Below are 20,046 nucleotides of genomic sequence, written 5' to 3' on the forward strand. Positions count from 1 at the left end.
TTTTGAAGGCCAAGATAACCATATCAAAAGTTCGCTGGGTACTCTGGAAGTTTTTTTCAGGGGTTTTCTTCTATTCTTTGGCTTTGTTTCTGGTATTAATGCTACTCCTTCAACTTCGTCCGGTACAGACTTTCCTTGCCCAGAAGGTGTTGGAACTGGTATCAGGTAAGACGAATCATGAGATTTCAATAAGCAGAGTTAAGGTTTCCTGGCTTGACCGGGCCAACCTTGAGAAGATTTTAGTTAGGGATCTTAAAAAGGATACTCTTCTTTATTCGCAGGATTTATTGATTAATTACAAGGTTTGGGACTTGATCAATGGCGACTATCTAAATGTAGAAGAAATTCAGGCCAATAGCCTTCGGCTTAAGCTGACAAAACATGACAGTACATCTCAGCTAAATCTTTCCGAATTTTTAAATGCCCTAAAAAAGGACACGGTGAAGAAGCAGAGTAAGCCCATTTACCTGGATCAAGTGGTTCTTTCAAATTTAAAGATGAGCCTAAGAGATAAAACCAAGGCCATGGATACTTCGAAACTTGATTTTTCAAACTTAAACTTTAGCATACCTGAATTTACTTTGGCTGAATTAAGCTTGAGATCAGACACTATCAAGGGTGATATTTTGCAGATGCGTGGCATTGAACACAATTCCAAGTTTACCATCACAGATTTTAATACAAGTTTCAGGGTGTGCAATCAATCGCTAAGTGTGGATGATCTTAATTTCAAAACCCCTACAAGCCAGGTGTCAGATAGTCTAGAATTCTTTTATAATGGGTTTGACGATCTAAGCTATTTTGTGGATAGCGTTTCATTTATCCTTCATTTTAATGACACAAAAATTTCAAAAGAAGACATTAAAATCGTTTCTGGAATAGATGCGGTAAAATCTGATATTTCTATAGATGGTATCATCTGGGGAACAGTTGGTGACTTTAATATTGAACAAACTACGTTTGGTTTTGGAAAATCTTATTTTGTAGGAGGGGTAAGTTGCTTTGGACTTCCGGACATATCTCAGGCATTTATTCTGGCAGACCTGACCGACTCACACGTTCTCCCGGGCGATCTCAGACCATATATCGGAGGCTATGCTGATAACCTTCAGCAAATGGGAAAAATTGATTTTACAGGAAGTTTTGCAGGATTTGTGAAGGACTTTGTAGCCCGTGGAGATTTCGTCACGGATCAGGGCTCAGTGCACACAGATATCAACCTAAAAATACCTTCAGACATTAATAAAATGTCCTATGTCGGAAATCTGGAATTTAAGGATGTAAATGTTGGTGCTTTTTTTAGAAATGACTTGGTTCAGCGAGTGAATCTCAAAGCAACTGTGAATGGTCAGGGGATAACTCCACAAAATGCCAACTTCGAAATGAAGGCATTGATTACGGAAAGTGGAGTGAAAGGATATGTTTATGATAGTCTGATGATTGATGGTCGCTTCGCTCAAAGTTTCTTTGATGGAAACTTCTCAGTGTCTGACCCTAATTGCCATTTGAGTGGCAGGGCTCAGATTGACTTGAGGCAGGCAGAAGAGATCCTTGAGGTGGAAATGGATATTCAAAATCTCAATGCTCAAGACTTGCTTCTCAGCTCCAGGCAAATCTCGAGCTCGGGGAAAATTCAATTTGAAGTTCATAACCTCGATGTTGATGCTTTTACAGCGGAGTTAAAGGTTGACTCAGGGTTGTTAGTACTTGATGACAAACAAATTGATCTGGACTCCATTCGATTCAGCGCCTTTTTCGAAGATGATAGCAGCAGAGTTGTGAAGCTTGCATTTCCTGGGTTTAAATCTACTCTTAAGGGGGTGTTTAAAGTCTCAGATGCAATTAAAGATATTCCTATTATGGCCTCTGGATATTTGGCCAAACTCAAACTTTCGGAGGATACTGCAAGAGTAGAGAATAGTGGGAAAAACTATAAGCTCGCATTGGATGCCGAGATAGATAATATTTCAAAATACATTGACTCGTTAAGGTTGCCGATAGCTTTGGGCGGCAAAACCATCATCGAGGCTTCTTTCAGACAAAGCAAGAATGCAAATGTTGGTCTTTATGTAAAGGCAGATACATTGTTTATAGCTGAAAATGAATTTCATGGACCAGTACTAGAGATCAACGGATCAAAGGAACTGGAGTCTTCCGGGATCTTGACGAACTTTATTTTTGAGTCGAAGGAGCAGGTCTATGCGGATATACCAAATACAAAGGATTTGCTTTTAGAAGGTGTTTGGTTTGATGACAATATAGATTTCACTACTCACATAAGTCAGGTAGAGACAGCCAGTGAGATCAGACTAGAGAGCAATCTGAAACTTTACCAGGACTCCATCGTCCTCAAAATGCTTCCTTCAGATATTCAATTGTTGGATGATAGGTGGAAGTTCAACCCTACCAATAAGGTTGTTCTCACTTCAAAAAAAGCTACTATTACTAATCTTGAGATTTACGATTCGAGCGAATCAATAGCATTGGAGGGTGTTTATGCCGACTCTATTCCTACTTCCATCGTGGTTTCAACCGAAGACCTCAATATGAACAAAGCAAGTCTTTTTTCAGAGTCTACAATCGGTGGATTTCTTAATGGAAATTTCAGGGTGTTTCGTGAAAGCAGCTCAGAAGGTTTCAGATTTGATGGAGGTTTTCTTTTGAAAAATTTAACCTATGACGATTTTGAGGTAGGAGACGTGAGTGGGTCTTCAGAGTGGAATCCTGTAAGCCAAAGTGTTTTTGCAGAAGTTGAAGTAGAGCGGGAAGATATCAACGCAATTCAGGTCAAGGGGTATTATTACCCGCTCAAAGAACAAGATCAGCTTGATTTTGATATCACTTTTGCCGAAGCAGACTTGAAGATGGGACAACCTTTTTTAGAAGAAAATTTTTCTGAAATTGGAGGATTTGCTAATGGCTCCCTTAAGCTGACTGGGGAAGTTGCTAATCCACAAATAAATGGAGACTGCAGAATCTCTGATGGTAGAGTTATTGTAAACTACCTAAATACCCGATACACCTTTGATGGACGAGTTGATTTCGATCCGAGCACCATAAAGCTTTCCAATTTCCATCTAATAGATAGAAAAGGATCCAGTGCACTCGTTTCAGGAATTATTCGGCACAACTCATTTAAAAATTTCGTCACTGATATTACGCTCCAGGCAAATAATTTCGAATTTCTGAATACTACCTCATTAGATAATAGCCTTTATTATGGTTCGGCGTATGGAACAGGAACCATATACGTAGATGGACCACTAAATGATCTCCACATCAATGCAAACATTAGGACTGAATCAAATACCCGCTTTTTTGTCCCAATATCGGAGGGTACTAGTGTATCGCAGGAGGATTACATTTTATTCAGAAATTTTAAGGATACTACTGAAATAGACACAGAAGAGAATTTTAATATTTCTGGTCTCACATTGAATTTTGATATCGAAGTAACACCTGAGGCTTATTGTGAGTTGATTTTTGATATAAAAACAGGTGACATAATCAGGGGGCGAGGTAGAGGCAACCTTAAGCTTAGGCTCGATACAGATGGTGATTTCAATATGTTTGGACCTCTTGAGATTACTGAGGGTGCGTACAATTTTACGGTACCTAACTTGCTCAATAAAGAATTTGACGTGGTTCCGGGAAGTAGAATTACCTGGTATGGTGATCCATATAACGCAACGCTAGATCTTGACGCTACCTATCTTCAAAGAGCATCATTTGAAGAGCTGGATAACCCAGCGGATCAGGATCCGAACGAGTTATCTAATAAAGTTCCGATTTTGGTAATTCTGCGGATAAGTGGAGGAATGTTATCGCCTCAAATCGATTTTGATTTGGAATTGCAGAATCAATCTGATGCCACACAAACTAATATTCCAAGACTAACTCAAATAACCAGTGATGAGCAAGAGTTGAAAAGGCAAGTGATAAGTCTCCTTTTCTTAAAGAGGTTTTCTCCCGAGCATAGCTTTACATTGAGCGGTGGAGGTAGTGTTGGTAATAGTGTGAGTGAGTTTCTGTCGAGTCAGGTGAGCTATCTTGTAAGTCAAATAGACGAAAACCTGGAGGTGGAGGTAAATCTGGCCGATCTCAACAATGATGCATTCAACACATTCCAACTTCGTTTTGCATATACTTTTTTGAACGGGCGTCTTAAAGTGACCCGAGGTGGTGATTTTGGAAGTCAGAATGATAACAATGACAATGTTCTCAACGATATTGTAGGAGACTGGTCTGTAGAATATTCGCTAACCCGTGACGGGAGATTAAGAGCTAAAGTTTTTAGAACATCTGATCAGAGAATCATTACCAATGAAAATCAGCAAAACCAGGAAACAGGCATAAGCTTACGGTTTGTACACTCCTTTAATGATATCACAGAGCTTCTCACCATGAAAAGAGATGAAGCTATTCTAAGGAGGAAAGAAGAAGAAGATGAGCAACCGGTTAAACCAGAGGAAGATCTACCGGAAAATGACTCTACAAGCATCTATTAGTCTCTGATAGTATGTAATTCATTTAGGAATCATTATCTTATGTCTAGATAAATCTAAATCGCCATGAATTACAGAAAGTTTAGCCAAAATTACGCCAAGGAAATTGGAGGAGAGTATCGTGATTATGATGATACCCAATCCGTAATTATTGTTCCATTAAAGAGAGGTAGGTTTCAAACGGTCACCGGCCATATTGTAGAACATACTGGCTATGGGAGGGAAGTAGTTCATCTAAAGTCCAAGGTGTGTGAACTTACATATGACATTCCCTACGGAGAATGTCTGGCGGCATCCAAAGACTATCCATACACCAAGTTTATTGTTGAAGATGGTTTTTTAAAAGTGGAGGCAATTAACTTTTTGGTAAACCTGAAAGATCACATGGTGAAAGAAATGATTCAGGAAATTGCTCAGCATGCCGATGATTGGGAATTAAAAATCACCGGAAAAGATATTCATTAATATTTTTGCCATGCAAGCCGACTCATCGCTCTTCAATAGTGAAGGGAGGAAAGTCCGGGCAGCATAGAGCAGCGTACTTCTTAACTGGAAGCGTCCGCCTTTGGTGGATAGAGAAAGTGCCACAGAAAATTAAACTACCTGTCTTTGATGGGAAAAGGTGAAAAGGTGAGGTAAGAGCTCACCGGGTTGATGGTGACATGAATCGCACGGTAAACCTTGCGCGCTGAAAGACCAAATAGGTTCTACACTTGAGGGTAGCTCGCCCGAGTAGAATTGGGTAGGTCGTTAGATCTTGCTGGTGACAGCAAGGCTAGATAAATGATGGGATAAAACAGAACCCGGCTTACTGGCTTGCTTTTTGTACTTATAGCTTCAAAAATTTCAATATGGCTAAAATTCTTATTGTTGATGATGAAAAAAGCATTCGTGATGCTCTGAGTGATATATTGTCCGAAGAAAAATATGAGGTGCTCACGGCTGAGGATGGGGAAGATGGCTGGGCAAAGCTGGAAGCAGAAAAAATTGATCTTGTCTTGTGTGATATCAAGATGCCCAAAATGGACGGGATGGAACTGCTCAGCAAGGTTTCAAGCGAAGGACTGGATGTTCCCTTTGTGATGATTTCAGCACATGGTACCATTGATACAGCAGTGGATGCAACCAAGAAGGGAGCCTATGATTTCATTCAAAAGCCACCTGATCTAAACAGAATTTTACTTACTGTAAGAAATGCCCTCGAAAGTTCTTCGCTGGCTTCAGAAACGAAAGTCTTACGAAAAAAAGTAAGCAAAGGACTTGAGATCATTGGAGAATCCAAAGGCATTGCTGATGTTAAAGAAACCATTGAGAAAGTGGCCCCTACAGAAGCCAGAGTTTTGATCAACGGCGAAAATGGTACAGGTAAAGAATTGGTCGCCAGATGGTTGCATGAGAAAAGTGCCCGCTCTAAGGCACCATTAGTGGAAGTAAACTGTGCGGCAATTCCTTCAGAACTAATAGAAAGTGAACTTTTCGGTCATGAGAAAGGATCGTTTACGTCTGCTCATAAGCAACGAATTGGGAAGTTTGAGCAAGCCCATGGAGGCACACTTTTTCTGGATGAGATTGGGGATATGAGTTTGTCAGCCCAGGCTAAGGTTCTACGAGCACTTCAAGATAAGAAAATAACGAGAGTAGGTGGTGATAAATCCATCAGTGTGGATGTGCGTGTGCTGGCTGCAACAAACAAGAACTTAAAGAAGGAGATTGAAGATGGGAATTTCAGGGAAGATTTGTATCACAGACTTTCTGTGATGGTGATTACTGTGCCACCATTGCGAGAGCGAAAAGAGGATATTAAGTTATTGGCTGAGCACTTTTTGACTCAGGTGGCTGAAGATTACGGAACAATTGCAAAATCAATTGATGACGCTGCAATAAGCCAGTTGGAAAATTATGAGTGGACGGGGAATATTCGAGAACTCAGAAACGTAATCGAACGATTGGTAATCATGTCTAAGGACACCATTACCAAGGAAGATGTGAAAAAGTATGTTGAAGCTTAAGCGTTAGCTTGCTGCTTTGTTTTAACTTCTTTAGTGTCCTCCTGAGCGTAAGTAGGGCATGTTCTCTGAGTGCAAGCACTCATTGCCAAGATAATTACTGCTAGTATGGTAAGTTTCAATTTCATAAGCGGTTTAATTCGATGAGCAAGCTATTTATTTAACTAACCCTTCAAAAATAGAAGAATTTATCTACTATACAACAGCGATTTGTTTAAAATATTTCATGTTTTTCGCTAAATCATCAGGTTGCATCCACGAATGTCACTATTATCAAAACGACCAAGAACTTCAAAGTAGTCGTCATTTAGTCTGCCTAGGTCTTTGGTCTCAATAAAGCAGCAGGAATCAATATTTGCCAGATCAATTACATTGATGCCACCAGTTTTACTATGGGATAAATAGGAGAAAGGATCATTTATGTCCCTGATTAAACATTTAGCCCATGCTGGGAATTTAAACTTTCCGCTTGTTCCATACGACTGACTTTGAAGCTCTGTCATTCCATATTCAGACCAAATTTCATCGACAGAAAAGCCATCACACAATTCGTTATGTAATTCTTCCCTTGTCATTTCTTTTCGTCTCCCTTTCATGCCACCTGTTTCCATGATTATGGCATTTTTTGCCTTTATCCCAGAGGAAGCAATATCCAATAGGGCATATGAAACACCTATCACTAGTTTCTGTCGAGAGCTCTCCAATACGCTCGCTAAATCATTATTTCGGAGGTAGTATCCGGATCCTTCGCTGGCATATTTAATGAAATGATCGACCATGCTGATCAAAGAGGAGTCACCTTGTTCTTGATAGGAGGGTAGGATGGCGATGATTTGATACTCCGATAAATCCCCAATGATCTCTTCGATAGCAACTTTAGCTGTATCATGATAATGGTCTAAATCCTTTATGAAGTGTTGACTTCTCCCGGTAGCTGTCGTTCCACTGCTTTTGAAAATTTTTTCCTCACTCCATGATCCGCTTTTTATAGCATGATTTTTGAAGAATTGGATTGGTAGAAATGGAATGTCCTCTAGATTGATGATGCTGTCAGGATTGATGTTTAGGTAGTTACAATATCGATTATATACACCGCAATTTTTATATTGGAAATTGAATGCCTGCAGCGAACTATCAAGGAATGTTTCCTCGTTTATTTTTAAAATTGACTGTTTGAAATCTTCAGTGAAACTCATGAGATAGTTTCATTAGGGGCAAAGTAGATTAATTTTGTTTTCAGCATATGAAAAATCTCTTCAAAGGTATTTGGCTTTTTCCAGTGATGGTACTTTCTGGGTGTTTTGAAAAAGATATTTTTCCTGATACTCCTAGAATTGAGTTTGAGGAGATTAGTTTCATTGATACTGAAACAACGGACTCTCTTGTTCTTACATTCACTTTCGAAGATGGAGGTGGAGATGTGGGTTTGGGAAATGGACGTGATCTTTTAGTGCCATATGAAATTTATGATGTAATCATTGATAGTGATGATAGTACTGTTACAATTAGCCAAGATATAAGCACGATCAATCTCCCGCTCTTTAAAGCACCCGTACTTATAGATCAGGAAAATGGTGAATTGGCTTATTTCTTTTTTCCTGAAGAGAAAGTACCATTTTCAGATACAGACAACAGGCCTGCTTACAGCTGTGATAGTTATGAAATTATCGAAACAGATACTTTCTATATAGCTCGAAATGAGTTTCATTATAATTTTCACATTGAGTTTCAGCGTAAGATTAATGACTCCTATGAAGTGATAAACTTTCGGGAAATATTTAACAACCCTGATTGCTCCTTAGGAAACTTTAATGGCAGAATCCCATATTATGACCCGGAAGGCAAGAGTGGGACAATTACCTACTCTATGCTCTCTCAGGCTTTTCGTCTTGCGTTCTTAGATGATGTGATCAGGGTGAAATTTTATATTTACGACAGAGCTTTAAATAAGAGCAATGAAGTATTTTCTCCCGATTTCATTCTCGCTGATATCACTCAATAAATAGATGGAAACTTGTCCGGATTAGCTTCGGAGATCAAGTTGTAAACCTTGTCAAACACCTCTTCCACGTTAGGCTTAGAGAAGTAATCACCATCGCTACCATAAGCAGGACGATGATTTTTCCCTGAGATAGTGAGTGGTTTTGAGTCCAGGTGGAAGTATCCGTTATCTCTCTCCAAAACTTGCTGAAGAATAAACGCGGAAGCGCCACCTTCAACATCTTCATCCACAACCACCAATCTATTGGTTTTCTTTAGTGACTCTACAATCATTTGTGGTCTGTCAAACGGAATCAACGTTTGCGCATCGATCACCTCTACTTCAATCCCCTCTTCAGAAAGCTGATTAGCTGCTTCCATCACAATTCTACATGTTGACCCATAAGTGACAATCGTGGCATCTGATCCACTTCTGAGAATCTCAGGCTCACCAAGAGCCAGCTTAAAGTCTTTTAGGTTTGCTGGGATGCGCTCCTTCAGTCTATATCCATTTAGCGATTCGATAACCAATGCTGGATCATCGGATGACATCAGAGTATTATAGAATCCTGCTGCCTGAGTCATGTTTCTAGGAGTCAAAACAAGCATGCCTCGCAACGAGTGAAGGATCATTCCCATCGGAGATCCTGAATGCCAAACTCCTTCAAGTCTGTGTCCTCTCGTACGGATGATAAGCGGTGCTTTTTGACCTCCATAGGTTCTGTATTGAAGTGTTGCAAGGTCATCTGAAAGTGTCTGAATTGCATATAGCAAATAATCCAAATACTGGATTTCAGCAATTGGCCTCAATCCTCGAATTGCGGCTCCAATACCTTGGCCAATGATTGTAGTTTCTCGGATTCCTGTATCCGTAACTTTGAGTTCTCCATACTTTTCCTGAAGTCCGGCAAATCCCTGATTTACATCTCCAATTTTTCCGACATCTTCACCAAATGCAAATATCCTCGGATCAGCCTCAAGCAAATGATCAAAGCATGCATTTAAAACTTCCCGACCATCTACCAGCTCACTGTCATCCGCGTACTCAGCAGGTAGAGTTTTTACATTCAAAGCTGATTCTGCAGACTCGCTGTAAAGTTTGGAATTAAACTGCTCACCATATTGAGCAGATTTTTCTTCCAACCAGCTTATTAAAGTTTGCTTATCTGACGAAGATTCCTTTTTCAGAAGTCTTAGCACCTTTTTGCTTGCTTTAATAATATGAGATTTTTCCGGGTTAAGCTCTTTTCTTAGCTCATCAGATATTTTAACAATCTCTGATTTTTTGCTTGATGAAATCCCGGCTTTATCAATAAGGTTTAAAGCTTCCTCTACATCTTTTTTGATATCTGCACTGTATGCTTTCCATGCTGCATCTTTTGCTTGCTTTGCAGCTTGTTTGGCGTCCTTCTCAAGTTGATCCAGTTCTTCTGAAGTCGCAATTTTTTCGCCCTGAATCCATTCACGCATCTTTAGAATACAGTCGTGTTCTTTTTCCCAGTTCAGACGGTCTTTGGATTTGTATCGCTCGTGTGAGCCTGAGGTAGAGTGACCTTGAGGTTGCGTTACTTCAATGACGTGAATAAGACATGGAGTATGTGTCTTTCTGGAGGCTTCAACCGCTTTTTTGTAGGTTTCAAGTAGAGCTACATAATCCCAAGCTTTCACTTTAAATACCTCAAACCCAGGTTTGTCTTTTGTTCTTTGAAATCCGCTCAGAGCTTCGGATATACTCTCCTTAATTGTATGGTACTTCTGAGGTACTGAGATGCCAAATCCATCATCCCAGACAGACATAACCATTGGCACTTGCAACACCCCAGCTGCATTCATGGTCTCCCAGAAGTGCCCTTCAGAAGTAGATGCATTTCCAATTGTACCAAAAGCCACTTCATTTCCTTTGATTGAGAAATCTTCAAACTCATGTAGTGATTTATTCTCACGATATAGCTTAGATGCATATGCCAGTCCGAGTAGTCGCGGCATCTGCCCTGCAGTGGGTGAGATGTCGGCACTGCTGTTCTTCTTGTCGGTTTGAGTGAGCCATTCGCCTTTGCTATTCAAATATCTGGTGGCGAAGTGACCATTCATCATCCGTCCGGCAGAGGCAGGGTCAGCCTCCACATCTGTGTGAGCATATAGTTGTGCAAAAAACTGCTGAGTATTCAATTGGCCAATAGCCATCATGAAAGTTTGATCCCGGTAATAACCAGATCGCCAATCACCGTTTTGGAAATACTTTGCCATAGCGATTTGTGGTAGCTCTTTCCCATCACCAAAAATCCCAAACTTAGCCTTACCCATAAATACTTCTTTACGGCCAATTAAGCTCGCCTCTCTGCTTTCGATAGCCAGCTTATAATCTTGAAGTATTTCTGTTTTAGAAACAGGTAGTTTGGTTTTGTTTTTTGCCTCGCTCATGATTTGTATTTAAGAGTTTGTAGTCTTTGGCACTTTCAAAAATACGAAAAAAGTTTCATTTTCTAAACTCACAACCACCATATAATCGCATTGTTTTTGCAACTAGTTATGATTTGATTGATATTTTATATTGAAAATATTATTTAATTGGAATAAAATATTGAAAATATCTAAATTTATTATCCCTGTGTTTTGTATTTTGATATCCTTGGTTTTCTATTAAACGGACACCCTATATTTGCCGTCCCATAACATGAATCACGATGATAATAGGCGTTCCAAAAGAGATTAAAAACAACGAAAACAGGGTGGCGGTTACTCCATCAGGAGTGGTAGAATTCACCAAGAGAGGTCATGAAATTTACATCCAATCTACTGCAGGAGAAGGTAGTGGATTTACGGATGATCAGTACATAGAAGCAGGTGCTAAAATTCTTCCTACAATTGAAGAGGTCTATGGTATTGCTGAAATGATCATTAAGGTGAAAGAGCCAATAGAGCCTGAGTATAAGCTTTGTAAGAAAGACCAACTCATTTTCACCTATTTCCATTTCGCTTCACATGAGCCACTAACTAAGGCTATGATAGAAAGTGGAGCAGTTTGCTTAGCGTATGAAACGGTGGAGCGTCCTGATAGATCACTTCCTTTGTTGATCCCAATGTCAGAGGTTGCCGGAAGGATGTCTGTACAAGAAGGAGCTAAGTACCTTGAGAAGCCTCTAAAAGGTCGTGGAATTTTGCTTGGTGGAGTACCGGGTGTGAGACCAGCTAAGGTGATGATTCTCGGTGGTGGAGTTGTTGGAACCAATGCAGCAAAGATGGCAGCCGGAATGGGTGCAGATGTAACTATTCTTGATCTAAACCTTCAGCGACTTAGATACCTTGATGATGTAATGCCTGCGAACGTGAATACCTTCATGAGTAGTGAGTATAATATCAGAGAGCTGATTAGTACACATGATTTGATCATTGGTGCAGTATTGATTCCTGGAGCCAAGGCACCCCATCTGGTGACAAAGGACATGCTGAAAGAAATGCAGCCCGGAACGGTATTGGTAGATGTTGCTGTAGATCAGGGAGGATGTATCGAGACATGCAAGCCTACTACGCACGAAAATCCAACGTATATCATTGATGATGTAGTTCACTACTGTGTGGCCAACATGCCGGGAGCTGTGCCTTACACATCTACTTTGGCACTTACCAATGCCACACTTCCATATGCTATTCAGCTAGCTAACAAAGGCTGGAAAAAAGCATGTAACGAGAATGACGAGTTGAAATTGGGATTGAATGTAATTAATGGTGAAGTGGTATACAAAGGAGTAGCTGATGCATTTGATATGCCTTATACTTCAGTGGAGAAATTCCTTTAAAACTAGAATCTAAAAATATCTTTTGAGCCCATTTGCTTTTGTAAATGGGCTTTTTTGTTTCCATTCATATGGTTGTTATGACCACTCGCTTCAAAGCTATATGTGTAGACCTTAATCAGAGTTTTCTTTGTGAAAAGAAAATTGAATAAATGACCCGAAATAGTTCTTATTGGCTTTTTCAATCCGTCGGCTGGTTTGTCTACGGTATGATAGGAGTGATAGTGGCACTTCTGTTTTATGAGAATGTTGACGTCTGGGTCATATTAGCTCAATTCTTCAGCGCGGCGGTTATGTTTTTGTCCACCCACTTACTTCGGTATAAGATGAAGTTGGATGGCTGGTTGAAGCTTAAAATTCAAAAACTAATCCTCCGCCTGATTCCTGCGCTGGTCCTACTGGCTCTTCTTGCAAATGGGATTGTGGTTGGATATACAATGCTGACTACAGAAATTATTGATGCTGAGAGATTTAGCATTACGGTATTTATTCTTTTCACTTTTCAGACATTCGTTTACTTCTGCCTCTGGACAGCTGTTTATTTGATCATTCACTTTTTTAGAAATTATAAGAAAGAGGAAGTAGAAAAATGGCAGCTTCAAACAGCAGTGAAGGATGCGGAACTAATCGCATTAAAGGCGCAGATCAATCCTCATTTTCTTTTCAATGCTTTGAATAACATTCGTGCCTTGATTCTTGAGGATCATATGAAAGCAAGGGATATGGTTTCGCATTTATCTGAGTTGCTGAGGTACTCCATTCAATTCAATGATAGTGAGAAGGTAACGGTAGAAGAAGAGCTTGAAATAGTGAATAAATACCTGGAATTGGAGAGTATTCATTATGAAAGCCGACTACATTATGAAATTCTCAAGAATGATGAATTGCTTAAGTGCAAGATTCCCCCAATGCTAATTCAGCTCATGGCGGAAAATGCAATTAAACACGGGATTTCGCAAGTGAAAAATGGAGGCGATATTTTGATATCCATAGATAAAGAAGGGAAAAACCTTGTTTTGGAAGTGAGCAATACCGGAAAGCTCAAAAAGAATGTAGGGAATGGAATTGGGCTAAGAAACGCCACAGAACGAATTAGAATATTATTTGATAGTGAACCAGACCTGGATCTGATCCAGCAAGGAAATATGGTTCGGTCCAGATTAAAATTACCAATAGAGAAATGAAAGCAATCTTAGTAGACGATACCAGGCTGGCACGTCAGGAATTACAATTTCTGTTGCAGAAATATAAGGACATAGAGGTGATAGGAGAGGCTGAGAATGCTGATGATGCCAAAGCTATGATCGAGGAGTTAAAACCTGATTTGGTTTTTCTGGATATTCAAATGCCGGACAAGGATGGGTTTGAATTGCTGGAAATGCTGGATGAGGTACCGCAAATTATCTTTACCACTGCATACAGCGAGTATGCAATCAAGGCCTTTGATTACAATGCGTTGGATTACCTCAAGAAGCCGATTACCGACGATCGTCTTTCCCTTGCATTACAGCGAGTAAGAGAGAATATCGAGAAGAACGATGAGCCTAAAGATGTCCTGAATGAAAACAGTCAGGTGTTTGTGAAAGACGGAGAGAAGTGCTGGTTTGTGACATTGAAAGAAGTACGATTATTTGAGATCTGGGATAATTACACACGTATCTATTTTGACGAACATAAACCCATGATTCCAAAGACACTTCAATACATGGAGAGCAGACTCGACCCAAAAGTATTTTTTAGAGCTAACCGTCAGCAGATTATCAATATGAAGTGGATCGATAAAATTGAACCATGGTTTAGCGGAACCATCCGACTTTATTTGAAAGATGGAACCGAAGTGGAGGTGAGTCGCAGACAAACCTCACGTTTTAAGGATTTGATGAGCTTTTAAGTAAATCCTGTAGTTTCTTAATTGCCTCCTTGTTGCTCTGGATGTGAATATTTTCAAGGATGTGTTGCTTTTCTTTACTCGTTAGGTGCCAGCTAAGTGAGGCTCGTTCCACCTCGGTGGTTTCGCCGTTTTTCTGATAAGAATCGTACGCAATTTCCACCACATCTAAATCCCCCTCAAACCATGACTTCATTTGCTCAAGTTTCACATTATTGTTGATGTCTTGCATGTTGGTCAGGTTATTATAGACACTCGCGATGGGGTAGGTGATCCGATCAATTACTGATGGGTTGGGTGTGCTTTCAATTGGTGCATTTGACTTTGTATCTCTCACGATGAGTATAACAACGCCACCTGTATTTTCTGCTATCCAGTCTTTGAAAACATTAATAAATCTCACAGCGTCTGATACACCAAAATTGTCAGAAATACCTGCATCCATGATCTCCACTCGGGGTTCGGCCGGTAAACTGATGTTGGGTGTAATGTATGGAAATGAGGCAGACATTCTTAGCGCCGAAAGGAAGCTCAACTCATCGGGGCTATTGGCTCTGAAAAAGGTTTGAAAATCGACCCCCCGAACCTTTGTTTCCTTATCATTTAAAATCTCTGAAGAGATAGCCATGTACGAAACAGGCTGTGATGAAATGTAAAGTTTCCGTCCGTCATTGGCTATCGTTGGTGACATGATCAAAGTAGGAATCTCAGCGTTTTCCTCAGCTTCCTTGTAGTCGGAGATTTGCTTATCAAGTATGTAACCAAGGTTCCTATTCAAGTTTTTTTCAAAGACGAATCCACGATCCACGCTGTAGGTTCGTCCTGCATATTCATGTGTGTGCATTTTGAAAAACAGGTCATTTACCAGCAAACCAAAAATGACTGGGTTCAAGTTATCTCTTCCCATTCTTTCAAGTAATTCATCTCGATGGGGAGATAAGGCAAGACGGGGATTTCTCATAAACATCTCCCGATAGTATGCCGCTCCAATCACTCCACCGGAAGCCCCTGTAATAAGGAAAGTCTGGTTCATGAGAGATCCATCGAGTGCTTCATCTGCATTCATAAGCGCATTAACAGCCCATAATGCTGCCCGTTGACCACCCCCACTCACACAGAGAAAGACCATTTTTTGATCTTTAGAATTCTCCCATTTTGATTTCCAGTTTTCAAGTGTTTCCAACATATGGAGCTTATCGTGCACAAACTGTTCTTTGGAGTGAATTTTCTGTAGGTTTTCAATGGTATAATCCGTCTGAATGGTATCATAATTCAATCCTGTTGCCTGATTTATGCCTTTCCCAAATCCAGTTTTTACACCGGCATTCACAAGAATGAATATGGCTATAGCGAACGTGAGACCCCAGCCTTTAAACCAATAGCTGATAGCTCCAACTAGCATAACAGCTATAGCGAAGATGAGGAGGGAACTCGCAGCTGCCGGAATCTGCAAAAATTCAATATTCATGAAAAAGCCAAGAATGAGGATAACCCCAATAATGCAAAGCTCTACAACAACCGAATTGAAGTGATTTTGATCAAAGACCTTAAGGATGGCTTCTCGATTTCCGATGTTAGCAATATGTTCTGTTGATCTGACTTTGAGTTTTAAGTCGAAGTAATTGGTCACATTATATTCATCTGCTTTGTTCTCTCGCACTTTCTTCATCACCCTGTCTCTGCTCAGTACATTTTTTCGCAGCTTCTTGTCCAATGTTCCCGCAACAAAAATGAATATGTCCTTATTGGTAAACCTGAAGTACAATATCATAAACAGGTGCATGGCCACAATGCCCAGAAGGAGGCCAGTGACGAATAGAAAAATATCAAGTGGCTTGGCTAGTCCATTATCTATTTGAAAGTAGACAATTAGAATAATGTACGAAAGCAATGAGGCTAACGGAATAAGGCTGTTGTTAATAGAGAACTTAGTGAATGGACGCTGCAAAACGCCTATAAATCTAAACCTGTGACCATCCAGGATATAGGTTGTTATATGCCAGGCCATTATCAGATTGCCAAAAGCTACTCCAACGATGAAGAAGCTCCAAAATCCCACTGATCCCATATATTCCGGATCAAGGAAGAGGTAGTGTATTCCATAGACCTTACCAAGTCCGCCGGAGAAAGCGGCAATGATGATTACCCAAACTGTCAACAGCGCCAAGTTCTTCTTGAAATGGTGGAAAGTAAGCTGAATCATCAGCGAGTGGAGAACTTGATTTAGCACGTGTTTAAGTCTGGTCATTATTTTCTTTATCGATTAAAAACTACTCTACGATGGTTTGCTATATGCCGTTGATCGAAATGGTGACTTTGAGTCCTAATATAGTTACTATCTTCATATCAATTATTACCACTAATTCCGGAATAAGGTCTTTTCGACATAGCATAAAAAACCCCGCAATTGCGGGGTTTATTGTTTTTAATGTAAAGTTAATTAATGGCTTGTTCCAGATCAGCAATTAAGTCTTCTATATCTTCAATACCTACACTCAGCCTAATAAGGGAGTCAGTCAAACCGCTGACGATCCGCTTCTCCTTAGGGATGCTTGCATGAGTCATCCCGGCCGGATGGCCAACCAATGATTCTACTCCACCAAGGGACTCTGCAAGACTGAAAAGCTTAAAGCTACTCAGCGTTTTTTCTGCTTTCTCTAGAGTGTCTTCTTTTTGAATAAATGAGATCATTCCACCAAACCCCCTCATCTGCCTTTTGGCAATGTCATGGTTTGGGTGATCTTCAAACCCCGGCCAGTACACTTTACTCACTTTTGGATGATTGCGTAGATAATTCGCAATAGCCTCTCCGTTTTCACAATGACGCTGCATTCTTAGGTGCAAGGTTTTGATGCCTCTCAATACAAGAAAACAATCTTGTGGACCCGGAACTGCACCACTAGAGTTTTGGATGAACCCAAATTGCTTATCTATCTCCGGATCATTCGTTCCCAGAAAGCCCATAATCACATCGGAGTGTCCGGCTATGTATTTGGTAACCGAATGCATCACGATATCAGCCCCCTGATCCAATGGGTTTTGAAGATAAGGTGAAGCAAAGGTGTTATCGACGGCCACTTTTGCTCCATGTTTATGCCCAATCTTGCTCACAGCTTTAATGTCTACGATATTCAGAAGAGGATTGGTAGGTGTTTCAAGCCACAGTAGTTTGGTCTTGTCTGTGATTGCTTTCTCTACATTTTGGGCATCTCTCATATCCACGAACGTGAATTTGATACCAAACTGTTCAAAAATTTGAGTGAATAGACGGAAACTTCCACCGTATAGATCTCCGGTGCTAATCACTTCATCACCAGGCCTGAGCGTTTTGATCACGGTCTCTGTGGCACTCATACCCGAAGCAAAGCACCTCCCAAAGTTTGCATTTTCAAGTGAAGCCAAATTCTTTTCCAATGCAGTTCTGGTAGGATTCTGTGTTCGAGCGTATTCATAGCCTTTATGAATTCCAGGTCCATCTTGAACATAGGTTGATGTTTGAAAAATAGGGGTCATGATTGCTCCTGTAGAAGGGTCAGGTTCTATACCGGCATGAAGAGCTTTGGTTCCGAATTTCATTGAATTGAATTTATAAGTTCTGTAGAGGGTGAATTTATCAATTAAGTTTCTGCCCGTGAAATCATAGATATTGACTGTTTGGTTAACTGATTTCTTAGTTTTGTCGAAATAGAATTTGAAAAAGATGTATTTGTAAGGCTCGATTCTATAAATATTTATATTATTGAGTTGTCAACGAGCTATTGAATTTTTTGAACCACCTATCAAAAAAACATAGCAATGAGAAAAGTCACCACTTTAATGCTGCTAGCCACAGCACTCCTTACCCAAGCCCAATTTTATACTGGCTATTATGTCAGCGCCCCTCAGGTTCACTCATTTGACCATTTTAAGATAAAGCACAAGCATGATCATACTCAGCTTGATGGAGATCTTACCATCCATGCATATATAGGTCACAATGAAGTGTGGGAGCAAACAGCTCACTTTGTACAGGATGAATCAAAGAGAAAGGCACTAATTAAAGAATATAACCATGAAAAAGACATCATCTCTACGCATATCCTAAAATTTATGTGGGATGGAAATGAATGGGAATATATCTTGCTCGGGTACATCGGAGAGGACAAACACCGTCATTTCGTCGTGATTGAAGAAATATTTAATGATGAGACTGAAACTAGACTGCTAGAGTTTAACCGATTTGACTGGGTCAAAGGGCATCACCTTGCCAGTGCTGAAAATCATTGATTGTCTAAACCGGGGAGATTAATCTCAGCATCGTCGAAATAGGACACTCTCAACTGCACGCCTCTATGATCAAATCCGATGAAGGTCAGGTTGCAGTGTTCCTTCCAAACAGCCCTTTTGTCTTTATTTAGATGAGCATTTTCGAAGGCTGAAAGTATTCCTATGATCCCATGACCTTTAAATACTTCAACCTTATTTAACTCATCATATACCTTTTGATAAATCAATCCGGCAATTCCTTGATGACGGTAATCAGGGGTAACATATGATCTGTAAACGAGGAAATGATTTTTGAGTGCTGGGTATATGGATTTTACACCTGTGGATACTCCTATGATATTTCCATCTTGGTCTTTGCAAACCGCCAAAAGTTCATTCGATCTGCTTATGGCATCTTCTTCTTGTTTAATTGCTCCTTCATTTATCCAGAAAGCAACCACTTTCTTTTTCAGTTCTTCCGAAGCATTTTGCCATATAAATTCTACCGAGAAGTTTTTATCCATCTTTAAAAGTTTTGAAAGAGCCAATATATTTAATTCTACCTTACAAGGTTTTAGTAAAACATTTAATTTAACGAAAAAGATAAGTGACACGCATGGAAGAAGTAAATCCGCCTAAAGTAGATCATACTCAAGAATTAGATAAAGAAAACCCGTTCAATTATCAGCATACCAAATCCTTTGCTCAAATCATGTATGCTTTGAAAAGTAGTTTGGTGCTAAGTACCTATCAAACAGGTAAGGTGGTCATGTTCAGCCCTAAGAATGAGACCCAGATGATTCAACTTCCCAGAAATTTCAGGAAGCCAATGGGGGTGGCATCACATGATAAGCACCTTGCAATTGCCTGCTTAAATGAGGTTGTACTTACACACCGATCTACTAATGCCGCAAAAGCATACCCTAAGAAACCCGATGTTTATGATGCGATTTATCTACCTCGTTCTTCACATTATACTGGATCGGTTGATACACATGACATTTCCTATGGCAAGGGAGGTTTGTGGGCAGTGATTACTCAATTTTCGTGTATTGCTCAGTTGGATCCGCGCTTTAGTTTTCTGCCAAAGTGGAAGCCAGACTTCATCAGTGATCTTGCTCCCGGTGATAGATGCCATCTGAACGGCATGACGATGAAAGATGGTTTGCCCAAATATGTGACTGCTCTCGGAAAGTCCGACAAGCCGGGTGGATGGAGAGATAATAAGCTCAAAGGAGGGATTTTGATGGATGTGGAGACGAATGAAATCTTACTTGAAGGATTGGCTATGCCACATAGCCCCAGACTTGTTGGCGATGATATATTTTACTTGCAATCTGCCGATGGTGAACTGTGGAAGTATCATGTCCCTTCAAAATCCAATGAGCGAATTTGTGATGTGCCAGGATTTGCTCGTGGAATGAGTTTCTATCAAAACTTCCTGTTCATTGGATTGTCAAAAATCAGGGAAGACAGTAAAGACTTTGGTAAGATGCCTATCGCATCTAAAAATCCGATAGCAGGCGTGGCAATTGTGAACTTACGAACTAGAAGGGTCGAGGGCTTACTAGAGTATAAGAATGCAGTGAAGGAGTTGTATGATGTACATATACTACCAGGCATTATGC

At 40.1% G+C, this 20,046-nt stretch carries 14 protein-coding genes and 1 other RNA gene; 10 read left to right on the forward strand and 5 right to left on the reverse strand.

Annotated elements, in window-relative coordinates; all coding sequences use genetic code 11:
- The first annotated feature begins 2 nt into the window (after positions 1 to 2).
- From ACEQZT_RS03765 to ACEQZT_RS03780, 4 genes are all read left to right on the forward strand, one after another.
- Entirely contained in the window at positions 3 to 4,508 is a 4,506-nt protein-coding gene (locus ACEQZT_RS03765; protein WP_370087381.1) for a translocation/assembly module TamB domain-containing protein, read from the forward strand.
- 63 nt (positions 4,509 to 4,571) lie between these two features.
- On the forward strand, positions 4,572 to 4,970 hold the full coding sequence (locus tag ACEQZT_RS03770) for a hypothetical protein (RefSeq protein WP_370087382.1): 399 nt from the start codon (positions 4,572 to 4,574) through the stop codon (positions 4,968 to 4,970).
- Positions 4,971 to 4,979: 9 nt separating this feature from the next.
- Positions 4,980 to 5,332, forward strand: an RNA gene (gene rnpB / locus ACEQZT_RS03775) — RNase P RNA component class A.
- Positions 5,333 to 5,356: 24 nt separating this feature from the next.
- A complete protein-coding gene (locus ACEQZT_RS03780; protein WP_370087384.1) occupies positions 5,357 to 6,514 on the forward strand; it encodes a sigma-54-dependent transcriptional regulator in 1,158 nt (385 codons plus the stop codon).
- Positions 6,515 to 6,747: 233 nt separating this feature from the next.
- On the opposite strand, the gene ACEQZT_RS03785 is transcribed toward ACEQZT_RS03780, so the two are convergent.
- Positions 6,748 to 7,707 (reverse strand): acyl transferase, encoded by a 960-nt coding sequence (locus ACEQZT_RS03785; RefSeq protein ID WP_370087386.1) that lies wholly within the window; start codon positions 7,705 to 7,707, stop codon positions 6,748 to 6,750.
- A gap of 47 nt (positions 7,708 to 7,754) precedes the next feature.
- On the opposite strand from ACEQZT_RS03785, the gene ACEQZT_RS03790 reads away from it, so the two are divergent.
- Complete coding sequence (locus ACEQZT_RS03790) at positions 7,755 to 8,513, forward strand: hypothetical protein (RefSeq protein WP_370087388.1); 759 nt, start codon at positions 7,755 to 7,757, stop codon at positions 8,511 to 8,513.
- Here ACEQZT_RS03790 and ACEQZT_RS03795 read toward each other — a convergent pair.
- A complete protein-coding gene (locus ACEQZT_RS03795; protein ID WP_370087390.1) occupies positions 8,507 to 10,912 on the reverse strand; it encodes a thiamine pyrophosphate-dependent enzyme in 2,406 nt (801 codons plus the stop codon). The genes ACEQZT_RS03790 and ACEQZT_RS03795 overlap by 7 nt on opposite strands.
- Positions 10,913 to 11,175: 263 nt before the next feature.
- Here ACEQZT_RS03795 and ald point away from each other — a divergent pair, with 263 nt between their 5' ends.
- The 3 genes from ald to ACEQZT_RS03810 all read left to right on the forward strand — a co-directional run bounded on the left by ald (position 11,176) and on the right by ACEQZT_RS03810 (position 14,176).
- Positions 11,176 to 12,288 carry an alanine dehydrogenase gene (ald, locus tag ACEQZT_RS03800; protein ID WP_370087392.1) on the forward strand — a complete coding sequence of 371 codons (1,113 nt, stop codon included), beginning with the start codon at positions 11,176 to 11,178 and terminating at the stop codon, positions 12,286 to 12,288.
- 149 nt (positions 12,289 to 12,437) lie between these two features.
- A complete protein-coding gene (locus tag ACEQZT_RS03805; RefSeq protein WP_370087394.1) occupies positions 12,438 to 13,469 on the forward strand; it encodes a sensor histidine kinase in 1,032 nt (343 codons plus the stop codon).
- Complete coding sequence (locus tag ACEQZT_RS03810) at positions 13,466 to 14,176, forward strand: LytR/AlgR family response regulator transcription factor (RefSeq protein WP_370087396.1); 711 nt, start codon at positions 13,466 to 13,468, stop codon at positions 14,174 to 14,176. The genes ACEQZT_RS03805 and ACEQZT_RS03810 overlap by 4 nt, the downstream gene beginning before the upstream one ends.
- Here ACEQZT_RS03810 and ACEQZT_RS03815 read toward each other — a convergent pair.
- Together ACEQZT_RS03815 and ACEQZT_RS03820 are read right to left on the reverse strand one after the other, a co-directional pair.
- Positions 14,154 to 16,421, reverse strand: a complete 2,268-nt coding sequence (locus ACEQZT_RS03815) for a patatin-like phospholipase family protein (protein ID WP_370087398.1) — start codon at positions 16,419 to 16,421, stop codon at positions 14,154 to 14,156. The genes ACEQZT_RS03810 and ACEQZT_RS03815 overlap by 23 nt on opposite strands.
- Before the next feature lie 188 nt (positions 16,422 to 16,609).
- Entirely contained in the window at positions 16,610 to 17,749 is a 1,140-nt protein-coding gene (locus ACEQZT_RS03820) for a cystathionine gamma-synthase (protein WP_370087400.1), read from the reverse strand.
- A 219-nt stretch (positions 17,750 to 17,968) separates the two neighbouring features.
- On the opposite strand from ACEQZT_RS03820, the gene ACEQZT_RS03825 reads away from it, so the two are divergent.
- Positions 17,969 to 18,439, forward strand: a complete 471-nt coding sequence (locus tag ACEQZT_RS03825) for a hypothetical protein (RefSeq protein ID WP_370087402.1) — start codon at positions 17,969 to 17,971, stop codon at positions 18,437 to 18,439.
- On the opposite strand, the gene ACEQZT_RS03830 is transcribed toward ACEQZT_RS03825, so the two are convergent.
- Entirely contained in the window at positions 18,433 to 18,942 is a 510-nt protein-coding gene (locus ACEQZT_RS03830; protein WP_370087404.1) for a GNAT family N-acetyltransferase, read from the reverse strand. The genes ACEQZT_RS03825 and ACEQZT_RS03830 overlap by 7 nt on opposite strands.
- A 92-nt stretch (positions 18,943 to 19,034) precedes the next feature.
- Here ACEQZT_RS03830 and ACEQZT_RS03835 point away from each other — a divergent pair.
- Positions 19,035 to 20,046 (forward strand): TIGR03032 family protein (locus tag ACEQZT_RS03835; protein ID WP_370087405.1); only part of this gene is annotated, 1,012 nt, incomplete at its 3' end.

The sequence above is a fragment of the Ekhidna sp. genome (assembly GCF_964218185.1).
Lineage (GTDB): Bacteria > Bacteroidota > Bacteroidia > Cytophagales > Cyclobacteriaceae > Ekhidna.

Bases quoted from the DNA above. Each gene is read 5' to 3' on its own strand.
- ACEQZT_RS03770 (WP_370087382.1), top strand. From the start codon at position 4,572: ATGAATTACAGAAAGTTTAGCCAAAATTACGCCAAGGAAATTGGAGGA.
- ACEQZT_RS03780 (WP_370087384.1), top strand. From the start codon at position 5,357: ATGGCTAAAATTCTTATTGTTGATGATGAAAAAAGCATTCGTGATGCT.
- ACEQZT_RS03785 (WP_370087386.1), bottom strand. From the start codon at position 7,707: ATGAGTTTCACTGAAGATTTCAAACAGTCAATTTTAAAAATAAACGAG.
- ACEQZT_RS03790 (WP_370087388.1), top strand. From the start codon at position 7,755: ATGAAAAATCTCTTCAAAGGTATTTGGCTTTTTCCAGTGATGGTACTT.
- ACEQZT_RS03795 (WP_370087390.1), bottom strand. From the start codon at position 10,912: ATGAGCGAGGCAAAAAACAAAACCAAACTACCTGTTTCTAAAACAGAA.
- ald (WP_370087392.1), top strand. From the start codon at position 11,176: ATGATAATAGGCGTTCCAAAAGAGATTAAAAACAACGAAAACAGGGTG.
- ACEQZT_RS03805 (WP_370087394.1), top strand. From the start codon at position 12,438: ATGACCCGAAATAGTTCTTATTGGCTTTTTCAATCCGTCGGCTGGTTT.
- ACEQZT_RS03810 (WP_370087396.1), top strand. From the start codon at position 13,466: ATGAAAGCAATCTTAGTAGACGATACCAGGCTGGCACGTCAGGAATTA.
- ACEQZT_RS03815 (WP_370087398.1), bottom strand. From the start codon at position 16,421: ATGACCAGACTTAAACACGTGCTAAATCAAGTTCTCCACTCGCTGATG.
- ACEQZT_RS03820 (WP_370087400.1), bottom strand. From the start codon at position 17,749: ATGAAATTCGGAACCAAAGCTCTTCATGCCGGTATAGAACCTGACCCT.
- ACEQZT_RS03825 (WP_370087402.1), top strand. From the start codon at position 17,969: ATGAGAAAAGTCACCACTTTAATGCTGCTAGCCACAGCACTCCTTACC.
- ACEQZT_RS03830 (WP_370087404.1), bottom strand. From the start codon at position 18,942: ATGGATAAAAACTTCTCGGTAGAATTTATATGGCAAAATGCTTCGGAA.